Annotated in this window: 14 protein-coding genes and 1 pseudogene; 10 read left to right on the top strand and 5 right to left on the bottom strand. The window is 61.4% G+C overall.

The genetic code is table 11. From position 1 onward, the window contains the following. Positions 1 to 83 precede the first annotated feature (83 nt). Together AC4PS7_RS12915 and AC4PS7_RS12910 are read right to left on the bottom strand one after the other, a co-directional pair. On the bottom strand, positions 84 to 2,201 hold the full coding sequence (locus AC4PS7_RS12915; RefSeq protein WP_485621415.1) for a TonB-dependent siderophore receptor: 2,118 nt from the start codon (positions 2,199 to 2,201) through the stop codon (positions 84 to 86). A 175-nt stretch (positions 2,202 to 2,376) separates the two neighbouring features. After that, on the bottom strand, positions 2,377 to 3,468 hold the full coding sequence (locus tag AC4PS7_RS12910; protein WP_010211224.1) for an NADH:flavin oxidoreductase/NADH oxidase: 1,092 nt from the start codon (positions 3,466 to 3,468) through the stop codon (positions 2,377 to 2,379). 90 nt (positions 3,469 to 3,558) lie between these two features. Between AC4PS7_RS12910 and AC4PS7_RS12905 the strand changes: the two genes are divergently transcribed. Then, entirely contained in the window at positions 3,559 to 3,858 is a 300-nt protein-coding gene (locus tag AC4PS7_RS12905; protein WP_032882858.1) for an ArsR/SmtB family transcription factor, read from the top strand. Here the strand turns inward: AC4PS7_RS12905 and AC4PS7_RS12900 are convergent. Then, complete coding sequence (locus tag AC4PS7_RS12900) at positions 3,829 to 3,981, bottom strand: hypothetical protein (RefSeq protein ID WP_156046226.1); 153 nt, start codon at positions 3,979 to 3,981, stop codon at positions 3,829 to 3,831. The genes AC4PS7_RS12905 and AC4PS7_RS12900 overlap by 30 nt on opposite strands. Positions 3,982 to 4,281: 300 nt before the next feature. On the opposite strand from AC4PS7_RS12900, the gene AC4PS7_RS12895 reads away from it, so the two are divergent. From AC4PS7_RS12895 to AC4PS7_RS12875, 5 genes and pseudogenes are all read left to right on the top strand, one after another. After that, positions 4,282 to 5,172, top strand: coding sequence for a bestrophin family protein (locus AC4PS7_RS12895; protein ID WP_256454706.1), 891 nt, complete (start codon positions 4,282 to 4,284; stop codon positions 5,170 to 5,172). 145 nt (positions 5,173 to 5,317) lie between these two features. After that, positions 5,318 to 6,397, top strand: a pseudogene (locus tag AC4PS7_RS12890) (cache domain-containing protein); the annotation flags it as partial. Positions 6,398 to 6,406: 9 nt separating this feature from the next. Further along, the gene (locus tag AC4PS7_RS12885; protein WP_373422406.1) at positions 6,407 to 7,261 is read left to right on the top strand and encodes a methyl-accepting chemotaxis protein; all 855 of its coding nucleotides are present in this window, start codon (positions 6,407 to 6,409) and stop codon (positions 7,259 to 7,261) included. Positions 7,262 to 7,471: 210 nt separating this feature from the next. After that, entirely contained in the window at positions 7,472 to 9,880 is a 2,409-nt protein-coding gene (locus AC4PS7_RS12880) for a glucose/quinate/shikimate family membrane-bound PQQ-dependent dehydrogenase (protein WP_492179460.1), read from the top strand. A 57-nt stretch (positions 9,881 to 9,937) separates the two neighbouring features. Continuing rightward, positions 9,938 to 11,203, top strand: coding sequence for a carbohydrate porin (locus tag AC4PS7_RS12875; RefSeq protein WP_492179459.1), 1,266 nt, complete (start codon positions 9,938 to 9,940; stop codon positions 11,201 to 11,203). Here the strand turns inward: AC4PS7_RS12875 and AC4PS7_RS12870 are convergent. Next, the gene (locus tag AC4PS7_RS12870) at positions 11,200 to 12,375 is read right to left on the bottom strand and encodes a XylR family transcriptional regulator (RefSeq protein ID WP_010211231.1); all 1,176 of its coding nucleotides are present in this window, start codon (positions 12,373 to 12,375) and stop codon (positions 11,200 to 11,202) included. The two genes, AC4PS7_RS12875 and AC4PS7_RS12870, sit on opposite strands and share 4 nt — an antisense overlap. Positions 12,376 to 12,514: 139 nt before the next feature. Between AC4PS7_RS12870 and xylA the strand changes: the two genes are divergently transcribed. From xylA to AC4PS7_RS12850, 4 genes are all read left to right on the top strand, one after another. Beyond that, positions 12,515 to 13,831, top strand: a complete 1,317-nt coding sequence (gene xylA, locus AC4PS7_RS12865; RefSeq protein ID WP_010211232.1) for a xylose isomerase — start codon at positions 12,515 to 12,517, stop codon at positions 13,829 to 13,831. A 101-nt stretch (positions 13,832 to 13,932) separates the two neighbouring features. Continuing rightward, entirely contained in the window at positions 13,933 to 14,934 is a 1,002-nt protein-coding gene (xylF, locus tag AC4PS7_RS12860; protein WP_010211233.1) for a D-xylose ABC transporter substrate-binding protein, read from the top strand. Between the two features lie 5 nt (positions 14,935 to 14,939). Further along, a complete protein-coding gene (xylG, locus tag AC4PS7_RS12855) occupies positions 14,940 to 16,487 on the top strand; it encodes a D-xylose ABC transporter ATP-binding protein (RefSeq protein WP_187517251.1) in 1,548 nt (515 codons plus the stop codon). After that, on the top strand, positions 16,488 to 17,624 hold the full coding sequence (locus tag AC4PS7_RS12850) for a sugar ABC transporter permease (RefSeq protein WP_021493353.1): 1,137 nt from the start codon (positions 16,488 to 16,490) through the stop codon (positions 17,622 to 17,624). Positions 17,625 to 17,856: 232 nt separating this feature from the next. Here the strand turns inward: AC4PS7_RS12850 and AC4PS7_RS12845 are convergent, their stop codons facing one another. After that, positions 17,857 to 19,356: a CoA-acylating methylmalonate-semialdehyde dehydrogenase gene (locus AC4PS7_RS12845; protein WP_010211236.1), complete on the bottom strand. Its 1,500-nt coding sequence runs from the start codon at positions 19,354 to 19,356 to the stop codon at positions 17,857 to 17,859. Positions 19,357 to 19,412 lie beyond the last annotated feature (56 nt).

The raw sequence follows: 19,412 nt of genomic DNA, 5'->3' as shown, positions 1-19,412 counted from the left end.
CGGTGTATCAGCCAATACATTCAGTGACTGACACTTTGCATTCGCGGGCAAGCCCACTCCCACATTTTTACCTGTGTACGCCGTTAGAGGGTGTAGGCGATACCGACCTGCACCGTGCGCGGCTCGCCTGGGTAGGCGTAGAAGTTCCCGAACGCGCCTTCTTCAAAGTCACGGTTGAACAGGTTCTTCACGTCCAGGTTCAGCCGGACTTTGTCGTTGACCTTGTAGTAGCTGAGCAGGTCGACCACGGTGTAGGCGTCCATCGAGAACGGCGTATTGGAGGTCTGGCCAACGCGCTCATCGACATATTTGGCGCCGGCGCCCAACCCAAGCCCTTTAAGGCTGCCATCCTGAAATTCGTACACGTTCAGCAAGCTGAAGCTATTGCGCGGGATGTTGGCCAACCGCGAGCCGACCCGAATGGTGTTGTCTTTGGTCACTTCGGCGTCCACATACGCATAGCCACCGATGACACGCCATTCCGGGGTGAGGTTGCCGGCAACGTTCAGGTCGAACCCACGGCTGCGCACCTGTCCAGCGGCGACTTTTGAGTTCGGGTCCAAAGGATCAGTGGTGAGCACATTTTTCTTGTCGATCTGATAGATCGCGGCATCAACGCTCAACTGGCGATCCAACCCTTCCCATTTGATGCCCATCTCATACGACTTGCCCTTTTCAGGTTCAAATCCAACTCCGCCACTGCTAGCACCGGTATTGGGCTTGAACGAGCGTGCTGCGTCGGCATAGATCGCCAGGGTGTCAGTCAGGTCGTAGATCGCACCCACGCGTGGAGTGACCGAGTTGTCGCTGGCCTTCCAGTTTTTACCACCCGCTACATAGGTCTCGTACTCGTGCTCGAAGCGTTCAAAGCGCGCACCCGCCAACACTTTCAGACGTTCGGTCAGCGCGACCTGATCCTGAATGAATGCCGAGTAGGTTTTAAGGTTTTCTTTATCGTGAGTCGGGGTGCTGGTCAGCGCCGGGCGCGGTTTGCCATAGACCGGGTTGAAAATATCGCTGGTGTAGGCGGCACTGGAGCGCTGGATGATCGACTTATAGTCGTAATCCTCAAACTCAACCCCCGTCAGCAAGGTGTGATCAAAAGCCCCGGTGGAGAAATGCCCGGTCAGGTTGAGCTGGGCATCTTTATCGGTCCATTCCAGCTTGCGGTAGTTGAAGTTTCGGTTGAGCGTGTGACCGTCCGCCGCCAGGCTATTGGCTTCAATCGCGTTGCCCTGCAAGGTACCGTCCAACCACTGAAACCCACCGCCCAGGGTCCAATTGTCGTTGAGCAGGTGCTCGAAACGCAGTTGGGCCATGTTGTTGTCGTTGTGCAATTTACCGACATCTTTATCCCCCCAGAAGGTATCGCGCGACGCGGTGCCTTTCTGATTGGTAAAGCGCGTCAGGCCACGATCCAGCGGGTGATTGTTGCGCATGAAGTCGCCTTCGAAGATCACCTTGGTGTCGTCGGTGGCTTGCCAAGTGATGACCGGCGTCACGCCGTAACGCTCGGTCTCGACATGGTCACGGAAGGTCTCGCCGCCCTCGCCCACCACATTCAGGCGATAGGCCAGGCGACCTTGTTCGTCCAGCAGGCCGGAGGCGTCGAGGGTGGCGCGCTGCATGCCCTGATCATCCAGCTGGCTGCCGAGGGTCACCGTAGGCTCGGCCAGCGGTTGCTTGGAGACCACGTTGAAGGTGCCACCCGGATCGCCACGACCATAGAGCATGGTCGCCGGGCCGCGCAGCACTTCCAGGCGTTCGATGGTGTTGGCGTCCGGCATGTTCGGGTAACCACGGTTGATCGGAAAGCCGTTGCGGTAGAACTCGCCGGTGGTAAAGCCGCGCACGGTAAAGGTGGTGAGCCCCTGCCCGCCGAAGTTGTTGGCACGCCCGACACCGCCGGCGTAATCCAGCGCGTCCTGCAGGCGGGTAGCACCAATGTCCTCGACCACGTCTTTGGAGACCACACTGATGGACTGCGGGGTTTCATGAATCGACGTGTCGGTACGCGTCGCGCTCGCCGAGCGTGTGGCGTGGTAGCCCTGCACCGGCCCCTGCGCTGTTTCATAGTCGGCAGTGCCGGTGATGCTGGTGGCCTGCAACTCGATGCCGGCTTTTTCAGCCGACTCGACCTCTGCCCAACTCAACGGGGAAAACGCCTGAAGCACACACAGGGAAACCAGGGTACGACGCATGGGAATGACCTAGTAAATGAGCCAGATGGAGCAGCATATTTGCCAATTATTTTGCCGCGCATGTTATAGCAACTCATTACCGATTGACATGCGTTCTCATTCGTTACTTTTCGACAGATGAAAAAAAAGCCACTCCTGAGAGTGGCTTTCGATGATGAACGCAGGCTATTTCGCCTCAGCGATAGCGTTCCAACCAATGTGCATACGGCGCAGGCAAGGTCCAGGACGACTTATCGACGCCCAGTTCTTTAGCCGCAAAGTATGCCCAATGCGGGTCTGCCAGGTGAGCACGGCCCACCGAGACCAGGTCCAGGTGACCCGCCTGCAATGCACCTTCAGCCAGCTGCGGTGTGCCAAAACCCCAGGCCGAGGTGACCGGAATACCGGCTTCGCGACGCACGCGCTCAGCGATCGGGCCCATGAACGCCGGACCCCACGGAATATTGGTGTCAGGGATGGTGAAACCGACGCTCACGCTCAGCAGGTCCAGGCCACCGGCCTTGAAACGACGGGCCAGTTCGATGGACTCGGTGAGGGTCTGCTCGTCGCGGCCGTCGTATTCGATCACGCCGAAACGTGCAGTGAGTGGCAGGTTTTCCGGCCAGACTTCACGAACGGCGGCCAGGGTTTCCAGGAGGAAACGGCTGCGGTTATCGAAGCTGCCGCCATAGGCGTCGGTGCGTTGGTTGGAGTGCTCGGAGAAGAAGCTCTGGCCCAGGTAACCGTGGGCAAAATGCAGTTCGATCCACTCAAAGCCGGCGTCACGCGCACGGCGGGCAGCGTCGACGAAGTCCTGGCGCACACGCGCAATGTCGTCCAGGGTCATGGCCCGCGGCACTTGCGGCAGGTTGGCACCAAAGGCGATGGCCGACGGGGCGATGGTTTCCCAGCTGCGGGCATCGGAGGCGGCGATATGGTCGTCACCTTCCCACGGGCGGTTGGCGCTGGCTTTACGGCCGGCGTGGCCGATCTGGATGCCCGGCACCGAGCCAGCAGCCTTGATGGCTTTGACCATTGGCACGAAGGCCTCGGCGTGGGCGTCGCTCCAAATACCAGCGCAGCCGGGGGTGATGCGGCCTTCCGGCGCGACAGCGGTGGCTTCGACCACTACCAGACCGGCACCGCCACGGGCCATGCTGGCCAGGTGCACGTGGTGCCAATCGTTGACGATGCCGTCTTCGGCCATGTACTGGCACATCGGCGGAATAGCGATGCGGTTACGCAGGGTGACGTCTTTGAGTGTGAACGGTTCGAACAAAGCGGACATGAAGAACTCCAAGAGCGAGTGAGTGATTCGATAGTTCGATGGTAATCGAACTATGGTATTCAACGATACCCCCCTGCTATGATTCATTTCATGCGAGCCTTTAAACACCCTCCCCTTGAAGACCTGACCCTCGAACGCCTGCTGTACGCGCTGAGTGACCCGGTTCGCCTCGAAATCGTGCGCTGCCTGGCCGGCGTGCCCGAGGCCACCTGTGGCGAACTGGATGGCGGGCGACCCAAGTCGAGCATGTCCCACCACTTTCGCGTGTTGCGTGACGCCGGGCTGGTGCACACCCGCAGCGCGGGAACCACGCATCTGAATTCGTTGCGTGCCGAGGTGCTTGAGGCGCGCTTTCCGGGTTTACTCGGGTGCATCCTCGCCCAGCACTGAGCCAGGATCAGCCTCCCCCTGCACAGCATCACGGCTCGGCGCACCGCCGAATTTGAGTGCGCCAATGCGCCCTTGCAGTTGGTCGACAAATTGCTGCGCCTCCAACCGTGCGTTGAACATCATGCTCAGGTCCCCCAGGCGCAGCAGGCAGTCCTTGGGTGAAACTTGGCATTGAGGTGGTCAGTGCCATCGATAAAAACAACGTACTCGCCCGAATGAGAAACCATCATGAATAGACGACCATGAAGTAATGGCGGGCAACGTCATTGGACAAGCGCATGTCGTGCTGGCAGCGCTTGAGGTGCTGCGCCAGCAAGAGATCGACATTCGCGGCACTTAAACGATTCAGGCATCAGGCGAACCTTTGCTGTGAACCCGCGTCCGAGCTTAAGCACTGTTGCTTACCGCTCGCGAGGTTCTCGTTTGAAAGCCGCCATCATCAAAAAGTACCGCCTGATCATTAAGACCATGGGCTACGTGGGCTGGGCGCTGTTCTGGCTGTTGTTGTGGGACGTCGCCGTCACTGTGGACTTCATGTTGTTCCTCACCTACAAGATCAATCTGCCGCTGATGCCCCTGACCCTGCTGGGTTCGGCGCTGGTGGTGCTGATCAGTTTTCGTAACAGCAGCGCCTACAACCGCTGGTGGGAAGCCCGTACCCTGTGGGGCGCGATGGTCAACAACTCGCGCAGTTTTGCACGCCAGGTACTGACCCTGCTGGACGATCCCGACGACGAAGTGAACCCGGTCAAGGCCACCCTGCTGCGTCGCCATGTGGCCTACGTGAATTGCCTGGCCGCGCACCTCAAGGGCCAACCGTGCCCTGAAGAAGTCCGCGCGTTTATCCCCGGCGATGAGTTTGCGCGTAACGGCGCCACCAACAACTTTGCCAACGATATCCTCAGCGGTTCAGCGGCGTTGCTGGCACGGGAGTACAAGGTCGGTCACCTCGACAGCATTCGCCTGGCACGGCTGGAGTCGACCCTGGTGGATTTGTCCAACGCCCAGGGCGGCATGGAACGGATCGCCAACACACCGCTACCCTACCCTTACGTGTATTTCCCGCGCCTGTTTATCTCGCTGTTCTGCCTGATCGTACCGGTGGGCCTGGTGGAGTCCCTGGGTTGGTTCACCCCGCTGGCCTCGACGGTGGTGGGCTTCATGCTGCTGGCCATCGAGCGCATCGGCACCGACCTGCAAAGCCCGTTCAACTCCAGCGAACACCAGATACAGATGGACACCATCTGCGAAACCATCGAGAAAAACCTGCAGTCAATGCAGCGTGATGCGCTGGGTGGCGAGCGCATCGGTTAAACCCTCCCTTCGGCCTCAAGTGCGTGCTCCCTCAGTCGATATACAGGGAGTACGCATGGGCCACACCCCCCTCATAACAACACATGCGACGCTCGACGCTACTGTTTTCTCCTTGCCAAAATTATAAATACCCGCGGGTGAAGTCATGAATATCAAGCAAAAGCTGACCTGGGCATTTGCCGCCATCGCGTGCGTGCCGGTTATCCTGGTGGCCGTGCTGGTCGTGTTGAATCTGCGCGAGGGGGCCCAGGCCAATTTCCTCGACAGCAGTGGCCGCGAGATCCGCCAGATCGACAATGGCATGCAGCAGTTCTTCGATGGCATCAGCCAGAACGTCGACTATGTGGCCAAGGACCCGCGCGTTGTCGCGGCCAAGGACCTCAAGAGCTACGCCGGCGCCGACGCCGCACAAATCCCGCTCACCCCCACGAATAAAGAGCTGCTGGAGATCTTCGACCAGTTCGCCAAGAGCCATCCCAGCACTGCCTACCTGTCCCTGGGTTTGAAAGACGGCGGCTACGCCAGTTGGCCCGACGACACCAAACTCAACAACTACGATCCGCGCGTGCGCCCCTGGTATCAGGCGGCCATCGCCGCGCCGGGTAAAACCGTGCGCACCGGTGCCTATTATTGGGCGCCGGATGATGTGACGCTGATCGGCACCGTACACACCGTCGCCGACGCCACCGGGAATATCCTCGGCGTGGTCGGCCTGGACGTGTCGCTCAAGCAGCTCACCGAACTGGTACGCAACATCAAGCTGGGCGACAGCGGCTACCTGATGCTGGTGGAAGGCAACGGCAACGTGCTGGTGGACCCCAGCGATGCCAAGCACAACTTCAAGCCCCTGGCCGACCTGGGCCCGAACTATGCCGAACTGGCTAAACGCGGCGACGGCGTGACCCAGATCGAGATTGATGGCGTGGCGTACATGGCCAATATGGTTAGCTCCAAAGACTTGGGCTGGCGCTTTATCGGCCTGATCAAGCGCGACGAAGTGATGGCCGGCGCCACGCGCCTGACTTGGTTGATTGCAGCCATTGCAGCGGTATTGGCATTGGTGTTCGCAATAGTCGGTGCCAGCTTTGCCAGCGTTATCGTGCGCCCGATCCGTGGCGTAGCCGACGGCCTGCAAGAGATCGCCGAAGGTGAAGGCGACCTGACGCGCCAGCTCAAGGTGCAAGGCAAGGACGAAACCGCCAGCCTGGCCGGCTGGTTCAACCAGTTCCTGAGCATGATCGCCCAGTTGGTGCAACGCATCGGCAACGCCTCGTCCGACCTGCAGAGCGCCGCCGCCGATACCCGCGAAGTGGCCCACAACATGAACCAGGCGGCCGGTCGCCAACGCGAAGCCGTGGAACTGGTGAGCACCGCGTTCAACGAAATGGTGGCCACCGCCAACGAAGTCGCGCGTTCCTGCAGCGCCGCCGCCACCAGTGCCGACGAAGGCTACCGCGACGTGCATGACGGCCAGCAGCACATCGGCGAAGCCACCGGCAGCGTGCTCAAACTCAGTGAAGACTTGCAACGCTCGACCCAGACCATGCAGCAGTTGGAGCAGGACAGCAAAAACATCAACACCATCCTCGACACCATCCGCTCGATTGCCGAGCAGACCAACCTGCTGGCGCTCAACGCGGCGATCGAAGCGGCGCGCGCCGGCGACCAAGGCCGAGGTTTTGCGGTGGTCGCCGACGAAGTCCGCGCCCTCGCCCGTCGCACCGCCGACTCCACCGGCGAAATCGACAGCCTGCTCGGCAACCTCGCCCGCCGCACCCAGGAGGTGACGCAGCAGATGCAAGGCAGCCTGCTGGTGTCTCACACCAGCGTGGAACGTATCCAGCAGGCACGCGACAGCTTCGACAAGATCCGCGGCTCGGTGGACTCGATCCGCGACCAGAACACCCAGATCGCCACGGCCGCCGAAGAGCAGCACCAAGTGGCCGAAGAGATCAACCGGCACATCGCGCAGATCCATGCCGACGCGCAACTGGTCGAAGGTTTTGCCCACTCGGCGCAGACCGGGTCAGGTCGGTTGACGGACATTTCGGGCCAGCTCAAAGGATTGGTAGGTCGCTTTAAGTTCTGATCGGGCGCGAAACCTGCTCCCATTCAGCGCATCACATTGGTGAGCGGGCTTGCTCCGCTCACCACACTTGCATTGCGCCCTGGGCGACATTTAGCCACACGTCATCATCGCAGTACCTGTAATAGTCTATTGCAGGACTATAATGTACTAACCAGTTACTTATCTTGCTAAAATCGCGTCTTTGCCCTCTCACATTCGAGTCCTTTCGACATGAAACGAGCATCGCGCGCCGCTGGCGTCTCTAGATTATTATTGCTGGGCTTGGGCGTTATCATCGCCCTGCTCGGCCTCGCGCTGGCCATTGGCGGCGTCAAACTGGTCAGCCTGGGAGGTTCCTGGTACTTCCTGATCGGCGGCGCAATCATGGCAATCGCCGGGCTGTTGATCGCCTGCCGCAAGCCTGCCGGCGCATGGGTGTTCGCAGCCTTTCTGATCGGCACGGCCATCTGGGCGGTGGCGGATGTGGGCCTGGTGTTCTGGCCGCTGTTCTCGCGACTCTTCATGTTTGCGGCCATCGGTATGGTGGTGGCGCTGGTCTACCCGCTGCTCGTCAATAAGCCTGCGCGCGGCGCCTATGCCGTGGCGGCCGTACTGGCGGCGGGCGTTGCAGTGGCGGCAGGCAATATGTTCGTCGCCCACCCAAGCGTGGCGCCGACCGGTGCCGGCCCAGGCATCACCGCGGTGGCTGCGGCCGACGCACAGAAAGACTGGGCGCACTACGGCAATACCGAAGGGGGCAGCCGCTTCGCCGCGCTGGACCAGATCAACCGCGACACGGTCAACAAGCTCAAGGTGGCGTGGACCTATCACACCGGCGACGTGGCCATCAGCGACGGCAACGGCGCCGAAGACCAACTGACGCCCCTGCAGATCGGCAACAAAGTGTTCATCTGCACGCCGCACAACAACCTGATCGCCCTTGACGCCGATACCGGCAAAGAGCTGTGGAAGAACGAAGTCAACGCCAAATCGGCGGTGTGGCAGCGTTGCCGTGGCATGGCCTACTTCGACGCCACCGCGCCGATTGCCCAGCCGACCCAGCCCAACAGTTCGCCGATCATGCCCGCCAGCGTTCCCGCCGGTGCGCAGTGCCAGCGTCGCCTGCTGACCAACACCATCGATGCACGCCTGATCGCCGTGGATGCCGACACCGGCAAGTTCTGCGAAGACTTCGGCACCCACGGCCAGGTGGATCTGAAAGTCGGCCTGGGTAACGTACCGGACAGCTACTATCAGCTGTCCTCCGCGCCACTGATCGCCGGCACCACCGTGGTGGTGGGCGGTCGCGTGGCCGACAACGTCCAGACCGACATGCCCGGCGGTGTGATCCGTGGCTTCGACGTGATCAGCGGCCAGATGCGCTGGGCCTTCGACCCAGGCAACCCGGAAGACAAGCAGGCGCCCGCCGACGGCAGCACCTACGTGCGCAGCACCCCAAACAGCTGGGCGCCGATGTCCTATGACCCGCTGATGAACACCGTGTTCTTGCCGATGGGCAGCTCGTCCACCGACATCTACGGCGTGGAACGCACCCAGCTCAACCACAAATACGGCGCTTCGGTACTGGCGCTGGACGCCTCCACCGGTGCGGAAAAATGGGTGTACCAGACCGTCCACAATGACCTGTGGGACTTCGACCTGCCGATGCAGCCGAGCCTGATCGACTTCACCCCGCCGGGCAGCGACAAAGCGGTGCCAGCGGTAGTGATCGGCACCAAGGCCGGGCAGATCTACGTGCTCGACCGCGCCACTGGCAAGCCGTTGACCGACGTGCAGGAAGTCCCGGTCAAGGCCGCCAACATCCCTAACGAACCCTACTCGCCCACCCAGCCAAAATCGGTCGGCATGCCGCAGATCGGCGCACAGACCCTGACCGAATCGGACATGTGGGGTGCCACGCCGTTTGACCAGCTGCTGTGCCGCATCGACTTCAAAGGCATGCGCTACGAAGGCCTGTACACCGCGCCAGGCACTGATAAATCCCTGAGCTTCCCGGGTTCGCTGGGCGGCATGAACTGGGGCAGCATTTCCACCGACCCGGTGCATGGGTTTATCTTCGTCAACGACATGCGCCTGGGCCTGTGGATCCAGATGGTGCCGTCGCAAAACAAGGCCCAGGCCTCGTCCGGTGGCGAAGCGCTGAACACCGGTATGGGCGCCGTGCCGCTCAAGGGTACGCCCTATGCGGTGAACAAGAACCGCTTCTTGTCGGTGGCCGGCATTCCGTGCCAGGCGCCACCGTTCGGCACCCTGACCGCGATCGACATGAAGACGCAAAAGGTCGCCTGGCAAGTACCGGTCGGTACCGTTGAAGACACCGGCCCCCTGGGCATCCGCATGCACCTGCCGATCAAGATCGGCCTGCCAACCCTCGGCGGCACCCTGTCGACCCAGGGCGGCTTGATCTTTATCGCCGGCACCCAGGACTTCTACCTGCGCGCCTTCAACAGCGGCAACGGTGATGAAGTCTGGAAAGCCCGCCTGCCCGTGGGCAGCCAGGGTGGCCCGATGACTTACGTGTCGCCGAAAACCGGCAAGCAATACATCGTGATCACTGCCGGTGGCGCACGCCAGTCCACCGACCGTGGCGACTACGTGATCGCCTACGCCCTGCCATAACCCCCTCTTCGCGCGGTGCCTCCCCCGGCACCGCGCCTTCTGTTTGGAAGAACCCGCATGACCCCCACTTCTCACATTCCCCTTGGGCGCCTGTTGCTGGGCCTTGCCCTGGGTGCCGCCCTGCCCGTGCAAGCCGATGACACCACCCTGACCGGCGACTGGGGTGGCCTGCGCCATGAGCTCGACGCGCAAGGCATCCGCTTTACCGGCGACTACAGTGGCGAAACCGCCTACAACGCCCACGGCGGCCAACACCGCTCGGCGCGCTACTCGCAGAACCTCAAGCTCGGCGTGCAGTTCGACCTGGGCAAGCTCTACGGTTTCAACAATGGCGACCGCATCCAGGTCACCCTCAACGACCGTCGTGGCAATAGCGCTTCCGAGGACCTGGTGGGCAACCGCCTGCCGATCCAGGAAAACTACGGCGGCCTGTACACTCGCCTGACCGAGCTGAGTTACGAGCGCACGCTCTTTACTCCGGCGCTGAACGTCAAGCTCGGCTACATGGCCATGGGCAACGACCTCGGCGGCCTGGACAGCGGGATTCTGTGCAACTTCATGAACGCCGGTTTCTGCGGGCATCCGCTGAACATGTCCGGCGGCAGCGGCTGGACCAACTACCCGAATGCGCACCTGGGTGCGCGGGTGAAATACGACTTTGCCCCCAACTGGCAACTGCGCGTCGCCGCGTTCAACGTCGACCCGCAAAGCAATGGCAACTCCAGCCGCGCCTGGCACCTGGGGCCCAAGCACACCACCGGCACCGTGGTGCCGATCGAGTTGGTGTACAAACACGCGGGCAGCCTGCCGGGCGAATACAAGCTGGGCTATTACTACGACAGTTCCGACGTGAAACGCATCGGCAGCAACAAGGAGGTCAGCGGTCGCGGTGGTCACTACCTGTTGATTGATCAGGCCGTATGGGCCTCGGAGTCCTCCGCCGGCCGCGTCCTGCACGCCTTCGGCCAATACTCCGCCGCCAGCGAAGCGGCCTCGCCGTTCAGCAAGTGGTATGGCGCGGGCGTGGTGTTGTACAAACCGTTCGAAGGCCGGCCGCGTGACACCCTGGCCCTGGGTTATGGTCGCGCCGTGCCCAACCCGCGCAGCCGCGAGGTGCAGGAACTGGCCGCGCTCAACGCCGGGAACGACTACCCCAACCTGAATAATGCCGAACAGCTGATCGAACTCAGCTACGGCTACCAGGCCACGCCTTGGCTGACCTTGCGCCCGGATGTGCAGTACATCATCGAGCCGGGGGCATTCTCGGGCGAAAACATCGACAACGCGCTGGTGCTGGGCTTGCAAGCCAAGGCCGTGTTCTAGGCCTCACTCTGCTGATACTCGCGTGGCGTACACCCAAACTCGCGGCGGAACACCGTGTGCAGATACTGCGCCGATTTGAAGCCGCAGGCCTGGGCAATATCGGCAATCGCCAGGGCCTGGTTCTGCAGGCCCTTGGCGGCAGCGGCGAGTTTGAAGCGCAGGATCTCGTCATGCACACTGCAGCCACGCGCCTTGCGAAAATGTGTCTCCAGCGATGAACGCGATACCCCCACATATCCCGCCACCTGAGCCGTCTTGATCCCCTGGCAGGCGTACTGCCGGATAAACAACAGCGCCTGCATCACGTACGGATTACCCAAGGGTTGATGCAAGCTTGAAGCCTGCACATTAATCGCATCCGGCGGCACCAGGATCTGCTCACCTCTGCACGGCTTGCCGTGCAACATCTGGTGTAACAGCGCGGCGGCCGTGCGGCCCATGGTTTCGGTGCCCTGGATAACCGAACTCAACGGCACCCGCGTGAGCGTCCGAGTCAGCGGATCATTGTCGATACCGATCAGCGCCACTTCCTCCGGCACGGCAATGCCGGCCGTGAGACAAGCTTGCAGCAACTGCCGGGCGCGGGCGTCAGTGACCGCGATAATGCCAATAGGCTTGGGGAGGCTGTGCAACCAGGCGATTTGCTGTTCGACGGCGCTGTCCCACAGCGGTGCGCTGGTGCCCAGCCCGCGATAGACCTCGACCTGCAATCCGTCCCGTTGCAGCAGGCGGCGAAAGGCTTTTTCGCGCTCCTGGGCCCAGCGATTGGCCTGGGCTTCGGGCAGGCTGAAACAGGCAAACCGCGTCAGGCCGGCCTCGATCAAATGTTCATAGGCCAGCTTGATCAAGGCGTAGTTGTCCGTGGCCACGTAGGGCATGCCTTTGGGATAGGCACGCACATCCTCGTAGGAACCCCCCACCGCCACCACGGGCAGCTTGCTCCCGGCCAGCGCCTCGCCAATCAGCGGGTCATCAAAGTCAGCAATGATGCCGTCGCCCTGCCAGCGCTCGATGCCTTTGAGGCGGCACAGGAAGTCCTCTTCGAGGAACAAGTCCCAGGACGCGCGGGTACTGCTCAGGTAATTGCCGATGCCGGCGATAATGCCACGGTCGTAGATTTTGCTGCCGTTGAACAGCAGGGCAATGCGGTGCACGGGCGGTAGGGTTTTCATTGTTTTTATCCTGAAGCCGGTCAAAACAGACTAGCCCCTGTCACGCAAAATCGCACCATCTCTTGATGATTTTCGTAATCGGCAGGCGCAGCGCCGTTGTTAGTATCGAGTCACCGCCAAGAACAATAAGGAAAACGCCATGCCGTACTTCCCCGGTGTCGAGAAGGTTCGCTTCGAAGGCCCCAGCAGCGATGCCCCCCTCGCCTTTCGCCATTACGATGCCAACAAGCTCATCCTCGGCAAGCCCATGCGCGAACATCTACGCATGGCGGCCTGTTACTGGCACACCTTCGTCTGGCCTGGGGCGGATATGTTTGGCGTGGGCACGTTCAAGCGGCCCTGGCAGCGCAGTGGCGACCCGATGGAACTGGCCATCGGCAAGGCAGACGCCGCTTTCGAGTTTTTCTCCAAGCTGGGCATCGACTACTACAGCTTTCACGACACGGACGTCGCCCCCGAAGGCAGCTCGCTCAAGGAGTATCGCCACCACTTCGCACAGATGGTCGACCACCTGGAACGCCATCAGGAACACACCGGCATCAAGCTGCTGTGGGGCACCGCCAATTGCTTCAGCAACCCGCGCTTTGCCGCCGGCGCCGCCAGCAACCCGGACCCGGAAGTGTTTGCCTACGCCGCCGCCCAGGTGTTCAGTGCAATGAACGCCACCCTGCGCCTCAAGGGTTCCAACTATGTGTTGTGGGGCGGCCGCGAGGGTTATGAAACGCTGCTCAACACCGACCTCAAGCGCGAACGCGAACAGCTCGGGCGCTTCATGCGCATGGTGGTGGAGCACAAGCACAAGATCGGCTTCAAGGGCGACCTGCTGATCGAGCCCAAGCCCCAGGAACCCACCAAGCACCAATACGATTACGACAGCGCCACGGTGTTCGGCTTCCTGCATGAGTACGGCCTGGAACATGAGATCAAGGTGAACATCGAGGCCAACCACGCAACCCTGGCCGGGCACAGCTTTCATCATGAGATTGCCACCGCCGTATCCCTGGGGATCTTCGGCAGCATCGACGCCAACCGAGGCGACCCGCAGAACGGCTGGGACACCGACCAGTTCCCCAACAGCGTCGAGGAAATGACCCTGGCCACCTATGAAATCCTCAAGGCCGGGGGCTTCAAAAATGGCGGCTACAACTTCGACTCCAAGGTACGCCGCCAGAGCCTGGACGATGTGGACCTGTTCCACGGGCATGTGGCGGCCATGGATGTACTGGCCTTGGCACTGGAACGCGCGGCAGCGATGGTCGAGAACGATCGGTTGCAGCAATTCAAGGACCAACGGTACGCCGGTTGGCAGCAACCGCTGGGCCAGGCCGTGCTGGCCGGTGAGTTCAGCCTGGAATCACTGGCCGAACATGCATTTGCCCACGAGCTGGACCCGCAGGCGGTGAGTGGTCGCCAGGAGATGCTTGAAGGCGTGGTGAATCGCTTTATCTACCGGTGACATTTGCGCGACAAATCTCTGCACAGAGCGTCGAGGGACGCTCTACAGTCTTACCCGCATCACGCTGTGTCTTTCCAACAACAATAAAAGGACGCACTACCATGAAGTCATTCAAACGCACACTTATCGCCACGGCCCTGGCCCTGCTCGCCCTGCCGGCGATGGCCGATTCCGCCCACCCGAAGATCGGTTTCTCCATCGATGACCTGCGTCTGGAGCGCTGGTCCCGCGACCGTGACTACTTCGTCGCCGCCGCGGAAAAACTCGACGCCAAGGTCTTCGTGCAATCGGCCGATGCCAACGAACAGAAACAGATCTCGCAGATTGAAAACCTGATCTCACGTGGCGTCGACGTAATTGTCATCGTGCCGTTCAACGCCACCGTGCTCACCAACGCCGTCGCCGAAGCCAAGAAGGCCGGGATCAAGGTGGTGTCCTATGATCGCCTGATTCTCAACGCGGACATCGACGCCTACATCTCCTTCGATAACGAAAAAGTCGGCGAAATGCAGGCCAGCGGCGTGTTGCAAGCGGCGCCCAAGGGTAACTACTTCCTGCTCGGCGGCGCGCCCACCGACAACAACGCCAAGGTCCTGCGCGAAGGCCAGATGAAGGTGTTGCAACCGGCCATCGACAAGGGCGACATCAAGGTTGTCGGCCAGCAGTGGGTCAAGGAATGGAACCCCACCGAAGCCCTGAGCATCGTCGAAAACGCCCTGACTCGGAACAACAACAAGATCGACGCCATCGTCGCCTCCAACGACGCCACCGCCGGCGGCGCGATCCAGGCCCTGGCCGCACAGAAACTGGCGGGCAAGGTGCCGATCTCCGGGCAAGACGCCGACCTGGCCGCGATCAAGCGCGTCATCGACGGCACCCAGACCATGACCGTGTACAAGCCGCTCAAGCTGATCGCCTCGGAAGCCGCCAAGCTTTCGGTGCAGCTGGCGCGCAATGAGAAACCCACCTACAGCTCGCAATACGACAACGGCAGCAAAAAGGTCGACACCATCCTGCTCACCCCTACCCCGCTGACCAAGGCCAATATCGACCTGTTGGAGAAAGACGGGTTCTACACCAAAGAGCAGATTGCCGGGCAGTGACCGCCATGTCCGACTACCTGCTGCAAATGAACGGCATCGTCAAAAGCTTTGGCGGTGTCAACGCGCTGAACGGCATCGATATCAGGGTGCGGCCAGGGGAATGCGTTGGCCTGTGTGGCGAGAACGGTGCCGGCAAGTCCACCTTGATGAAGGTGCTGTCGGCGGTCTACCCGTACGGCACCTGGGAAGGTGAAATCCTTTGGGACGAGCAGCCGCTCAAGGCCCAGTCCATCAGCGAAACCGAGGCCGCCGGCATCGTGATCATCCACCAGGAACTGACCCTGGTGCCCGACCTATCGGTGGCTGAAAACATCTTCATGGGCCACGAACTGACCTTGCCGGGTGGGCGCATGAACTACCCGGCGATGTTCCACCGCGCCGAAGCGCTGATGCGCGAGCTCAAGGTGCCGGACATGAACGTGGCGCTGCCCGTGTCGCAGTACGGCGGCGGCTACCAGCAACTGGTGGAAATCGCCAAGGCCCTGAACAAGCAGGCGCGACTGTTGATTCTCGACGAGCCGTCCTCGGCCCTGACCCGTTCGGAAATCGAGGTGCTGCTCGATATCATCCGTGGCCTCAAGGCCAAGGGCGTGGCCTGCGTGTACATCTCCCACAAGCTCGATGAAGTGGCGGCAGTGTGCGACACCATTGCGGTGATCCGCGACGGCAAGCACATCGCGACCACCGCCATGGCCGATATGGACATCGCGAAGATCATCACCCAGATGGTCGGCCGCGAGATGAGCAACCTCTACCCCACCGAGCCCCATGCGGTGGGCGAGGTGATTTTCGAGGCGCGCAACGTCACCTGCCATGATGTCGACAACCCCAAGCGCAAGCGTGTGGACGATGTGTCCTTTGTGCTCAAGCGTGGGGAAATCCTCGGCATCGCCGGGTTGGTGGGCGCCGGGCGCACGGAACTGGTGTCGGCGCTGTTCGGCGCCTATCCCGGCCGCTACAGCGCCGAGGTGTGGCTGGACGGCCAGGTGATCGACACACGCACGCCGCTCAAATCGATCCGCGCCGGGTTATGCATGGTGCCCGAGGATCGCAAGCGCCAAGGCATCATTCCCGACCTGGGCGTGGGCCAGAACATCACCCTGACGGTGCTCGACAGCTATGCGCACCGAACCCGCATCGATGCCGAAGCCGAACTGGGCAGCATCGACCAGCAGATCGCGCGCATGCACCTCAAGACCGCCAGCCCGTTCCTGCCGATCACCAGCCTGTCCGGTGGCAACCAGCAAAAGGCCGTGCTGGCGAAAATGCTGATGGCCAAGCCCAAGGTGCTGATCCTCGACGAGCCCACACGGGGCGTGGACGTGGGTGCCAAATATGAGATCTACAAGTTGATGGGCGCGCTGGCGGCCGAAGGCGTGGCGATCATCATGGTGTCCTCGGAGCTGGCCGAAGTGCTCGGCGTTTCCGACCGCGTGCTGGTAATCGGCGACGGCCAATTGCGCGGTGACTTCATCAACGAGGGGCTCACCCAGGAACAAGTGCTCGCCGCTGCGCTCAGCCAACACAACAATAATGATCGGAAGACCGTGTAGATGAATCAGGTCAAACACCTTTTTACCCGCTACAAAATGCTCGCCCTGGTCATCGCCGTGGCGGTGATCTGGGTGTTTTTCAGCTGGCAGACCGAGGGCGGTTTCCTCACCCCGCGCAACCTGTCCAACTTGCTGAGGCAAATGTCGATCACCGGGATATTGGCGTGCGGCATGGTGCTGGTGATCATCAGCGGCGAGATCGATTTGTCGGTGGGCTCGTTGCTCGGGTTGCTGGGTGGGCTGGCGGCGATCCTGGATGTGGTTTATCACATTCCATTGCTGGCCAACTTGAGCCTGGTGGCGTTGTGCGGGTTGATGATCGGGCTGGCCAATGGGTACATGACCGCCTATTTGCGCATCCCTTCGTTCATTGTCGGCTTGGGCGGGATGCTGGCGTTTCGCGGTATTCTGCTGGGGATCACCGGCGGCACCACCATCGCGCCGGTGTCGCCTTCGCTGGTGTACGTGGGCCAGGGTTACCTGCCGCATTCGGTGGGGATCGGGCTGGGCGTGCTGTTGTTTGCACTGACCGTTTTCCTGACCTGGAAGCAGCGGCGCAATCGCGCGCTGCATGGGTTGGCGGCGCACTCGCTGGTACGTGACCTGGTGCGGGTGGCGGTGATCGGCGCCGTACTGGCGGGGTTTGTCACGACGCTCAACAGCTACGACGGGATTCCCGTCCCGGTCTTGCTTCTGCTGGTTTTATTGGGCGTATTCAGCTACGTCACCAGCCAGACCGTATTCGGCCGTCGCGTGTACGCGGTGGGCAGCAATATGGAAGCCACGCGCCTGTCGGGCATCAACGTACAGGCGGTGAAACTGTGGATCTTCGGCATCATGGGCGTGATGTGTGCCCTGGCCGGGTTGGTCAACACGGCTCGCCTGGCTGCCGGCTCACCGTCGGCGGGGAATATGGGTGAGCTGGATGCGATTGCAGCATGTTTTATTGGCGGTACGTCAATGCGCGGTGGTTCGGGTACGGTGTATGGCGCATTGCTCGGGGCCTTGGTGATCACCAGCCTGGACAATGGCATGTCGATGCTGGACGTGGACAGCTATTGGCAGATGATTGTGAAGGGCAGCATTCTGGTACTGGCGGTTTGGGTGGATGTGAGCACGCGGGCGGGTCGGCGATGAACCGCAGCGACGGCGTTGGATTGCGGGGGTGTGGCATTGGCTGGAGATTGCCAACACCACGGTGGAACGCTCTATCGAGCGCTTGAACCCCACACAAGCCACGGCCTGAACGCGAAAAAATGTGCGAGCGGGCTTGCCTGCGATAGCGCTGTATCCCTGCCAGACCTGCTGATCTGACACTGTGCTATCGCGGACAATCCCGCTCCCCCATTGGACCTAAGGTGTACTTAAATTACTTGGACACCGGCATCGCAAACTCGGCGCCCTGCTCGATGCTCTCCGACCAGCGCTGCATGATCGACTTCTGCTTGGTATAGAACCGCACACCTTCAGTGCCATACGCGTGCATGTCGCCAAACAGGCTCTTCTTCCAGCCGCCAAACCCGTGCCACGCCATCGGCACCGGAATCGGTACGTTGATGCCGACCATGCCCACTTCAATCCGCCGTGCAAATTCACGCGCGATGTTGCCGTCGCGGGTGAAGCAACTCACACCGTTACCGAATTCGTGAGCGTTGACCAGTTTGATCGCTTCGGCGAAGTCATTCACGCGCACACACGCCAGAACCGGGCCGAAAATTTCTTCGCGGTAAATGCTCATCTCTTCAGTCACATGGTCGAACAACGTCGCCCCCAGCCAGAAGCCATTTTCCAGGCCCGGTTCGGTGGGTACATAGTCACGCCCGTCGAGCAGCAATTGCGCGCCGGCTTGTACGCCTTGTTCGATGTAGCCGCTGATGCGTTCCAGCGCCGCGCGGGACACGATCGGGCCCATCTCGGCCTTCAAATCACGGCCGTCGGTGATGCGCAGGTGCTTGGCACGCTCGGTCAGGGCGGCGATGACTTTGTCGCCCACATCGCCCACCAGCACCGCTACGGAGATGGCCATGCAACGCTCGCCAGCACTGCCGTAGGCGGCACCCATCAGGGCGTCGACGGTTTTTTCGATATCGGCGTCCGGCATCACCACCATGTGGTTTTTCGCGCCACCCAAGCCTTGCACGCGCTTGCCGTTGCGGGCGCCGGTTTCGTAGATGTACTGGGCAATCGGCGTGGAGCCGACAAAGCTCACCGCCTTGACGTCCGGGTGTTCGATCAGCGCGTCCACTGACTCCTTGTCGCCCTGCACCACGTTGAACACGCCTTTGGGCAAACCGGCTTCACGCAGCAACTCGGCCATGAACAGCGAGGCGCTCGGGTCGGTCGGGCTTGGCTTGAGGATGAACGTGTTGCCCGCCGCAATAGCGATCGGGTACATCCACATTGGCACCATCACCGGGAAGTTGAACGGCGTGACGCCGGCGACCACGCCCAGGGGCTGGCGCATTGTCCAATTGTCCATGCCGCGGGAAACCTGGTCGGAATGCTCACCCTTGAGCAGGTTGGGGATACCGCAGGCGAATTCGAGAATGTCGATGCCACGGTCGACTTCGCCCTGGGCGTCGGTGAAGACCTTGCCGTGCTCGGCGACGATGATGCGCGCCAGGTCGTCCTTGCGCTCACGCAGCAGATGAAGGTATTCGAACAGCACACGGGCGCGACGGATCGGCGGCGTGTCGGCCCAACCGGCGAACGCGGCCTGGGCGGCGGCAACGGCTTCGGACACGGTCTGGCGACTGGCCAGGGCGACGCGACCGGTCTTTTCGCCGGTGGCCGGATTGAAGACGTCCTGATAGCGATCATCGCGGGACACGCGCTGGTCGTTGATGTAGTGCTCGATGGTGGTGGTCATGGCAGTAGATCCCAGGTGAGTAACAGTGAGGACCACGATAGGCTTTCGCTTTGTTC

It is taken from the genome of Pseudomonas sp. DW-iso3, assembly GCF_058725305.1.
This window is presented reverse-complemented; position numbering and strand designations above follow the sequence as displayed.

Bases quoted from the DNA above. Each gene is read 5' to 3' on its own strand.
- AC4PS7_RS12915 (WP_485621415.1), bottom strand. From the start codon at position 2,201: ATGCGTCGTACCCTGGTTTCCCTGTGTGTGCTTCAGGCGTTTTCCCCG.
- AC4PS7_RS12910 (WP_010211224.1), bottom strand. From the start codon at position 3,468: ATGTCCGCTTTGTTCGAACCGTTCACACTCAAAGACGTCACCCTGCGT.
- AC4PS7_RS12905 (WP_032882858.1), top strand. From the start codon at position 3,559: ATGCGAGCCTTTAAACACCCTCCCCTTGAAGACCTGACCCTCGAACGC.
- AC4PS7_RS12900 (WP_156046226.1), bottom strand. From the start codon at position 3,981: ATGATGTTCAACGCACGGTTGGAGGCGCAGCAATTTGTCGACCAACTG.
- AC4PS7_RS12885 (WP_373422406.1), top strand. From the start codon at position 6,407: ATGATCGCCCAGTTGGTGCAACGCATCGGCAACGCCTCGTCCGACCTG.
- AC4PS7_RS12880 (WP_492179460.1), top strand. From the start codon at position 7,472: ATGAAACGAGCATCGCGCGCCGCTGGCGTCTCTAGATTATTATTGCTG.
- AC4PS7_RS12875 (WP_492179459.1), top strand. From the start codon at position 9,938: ATGACCCCCACTTCTCACATTCCCCTTGGGCGCCTGTTGCTGGGCCTT.
- AC4PS7_RS12870 (WP_010211231.1), bottom strand. From the start codon at position 12,375: ATGAAAACCCTACCGCCCGTGCACCGCATTGCCCTGCTGTTCAACGGC.
- xylA (WP_010211232.1), top strand. From the start codon at position 12,515: ATGCCGTACTTCCCCGGTGTCGAGAAGGTTCGCTTCGAAGGCCCCAGC.
- xylF (WP_010211233.1), top strand. From the start codon at position 13,933: ATGAAGTCATTCAAACGCACACTTATCGCCACGGCCCTGGCCCTGCTC.
- xylG (WP_187517251.1), top strand. From the start codon at position 14,940: ATGTCCGACTACCTGCTGCAAATGAACGGCATCGTCAAAAGCTTTGGC.
- AC4PS7_RS12850 (WP_021493353.1), top strand. From the start codon at position 16,488: ATGAATCAGGTCAAACACCTTTTTACCCGCTACAAAATGCTCGCCCTG.
- AC4PS7_RS12845 (WP_010211236.1), bottom strand. From the start codon at position 19,356: ATGACCACCACCATCGAGCACTACATCAACGACCAGCGCGTGTCCCGC.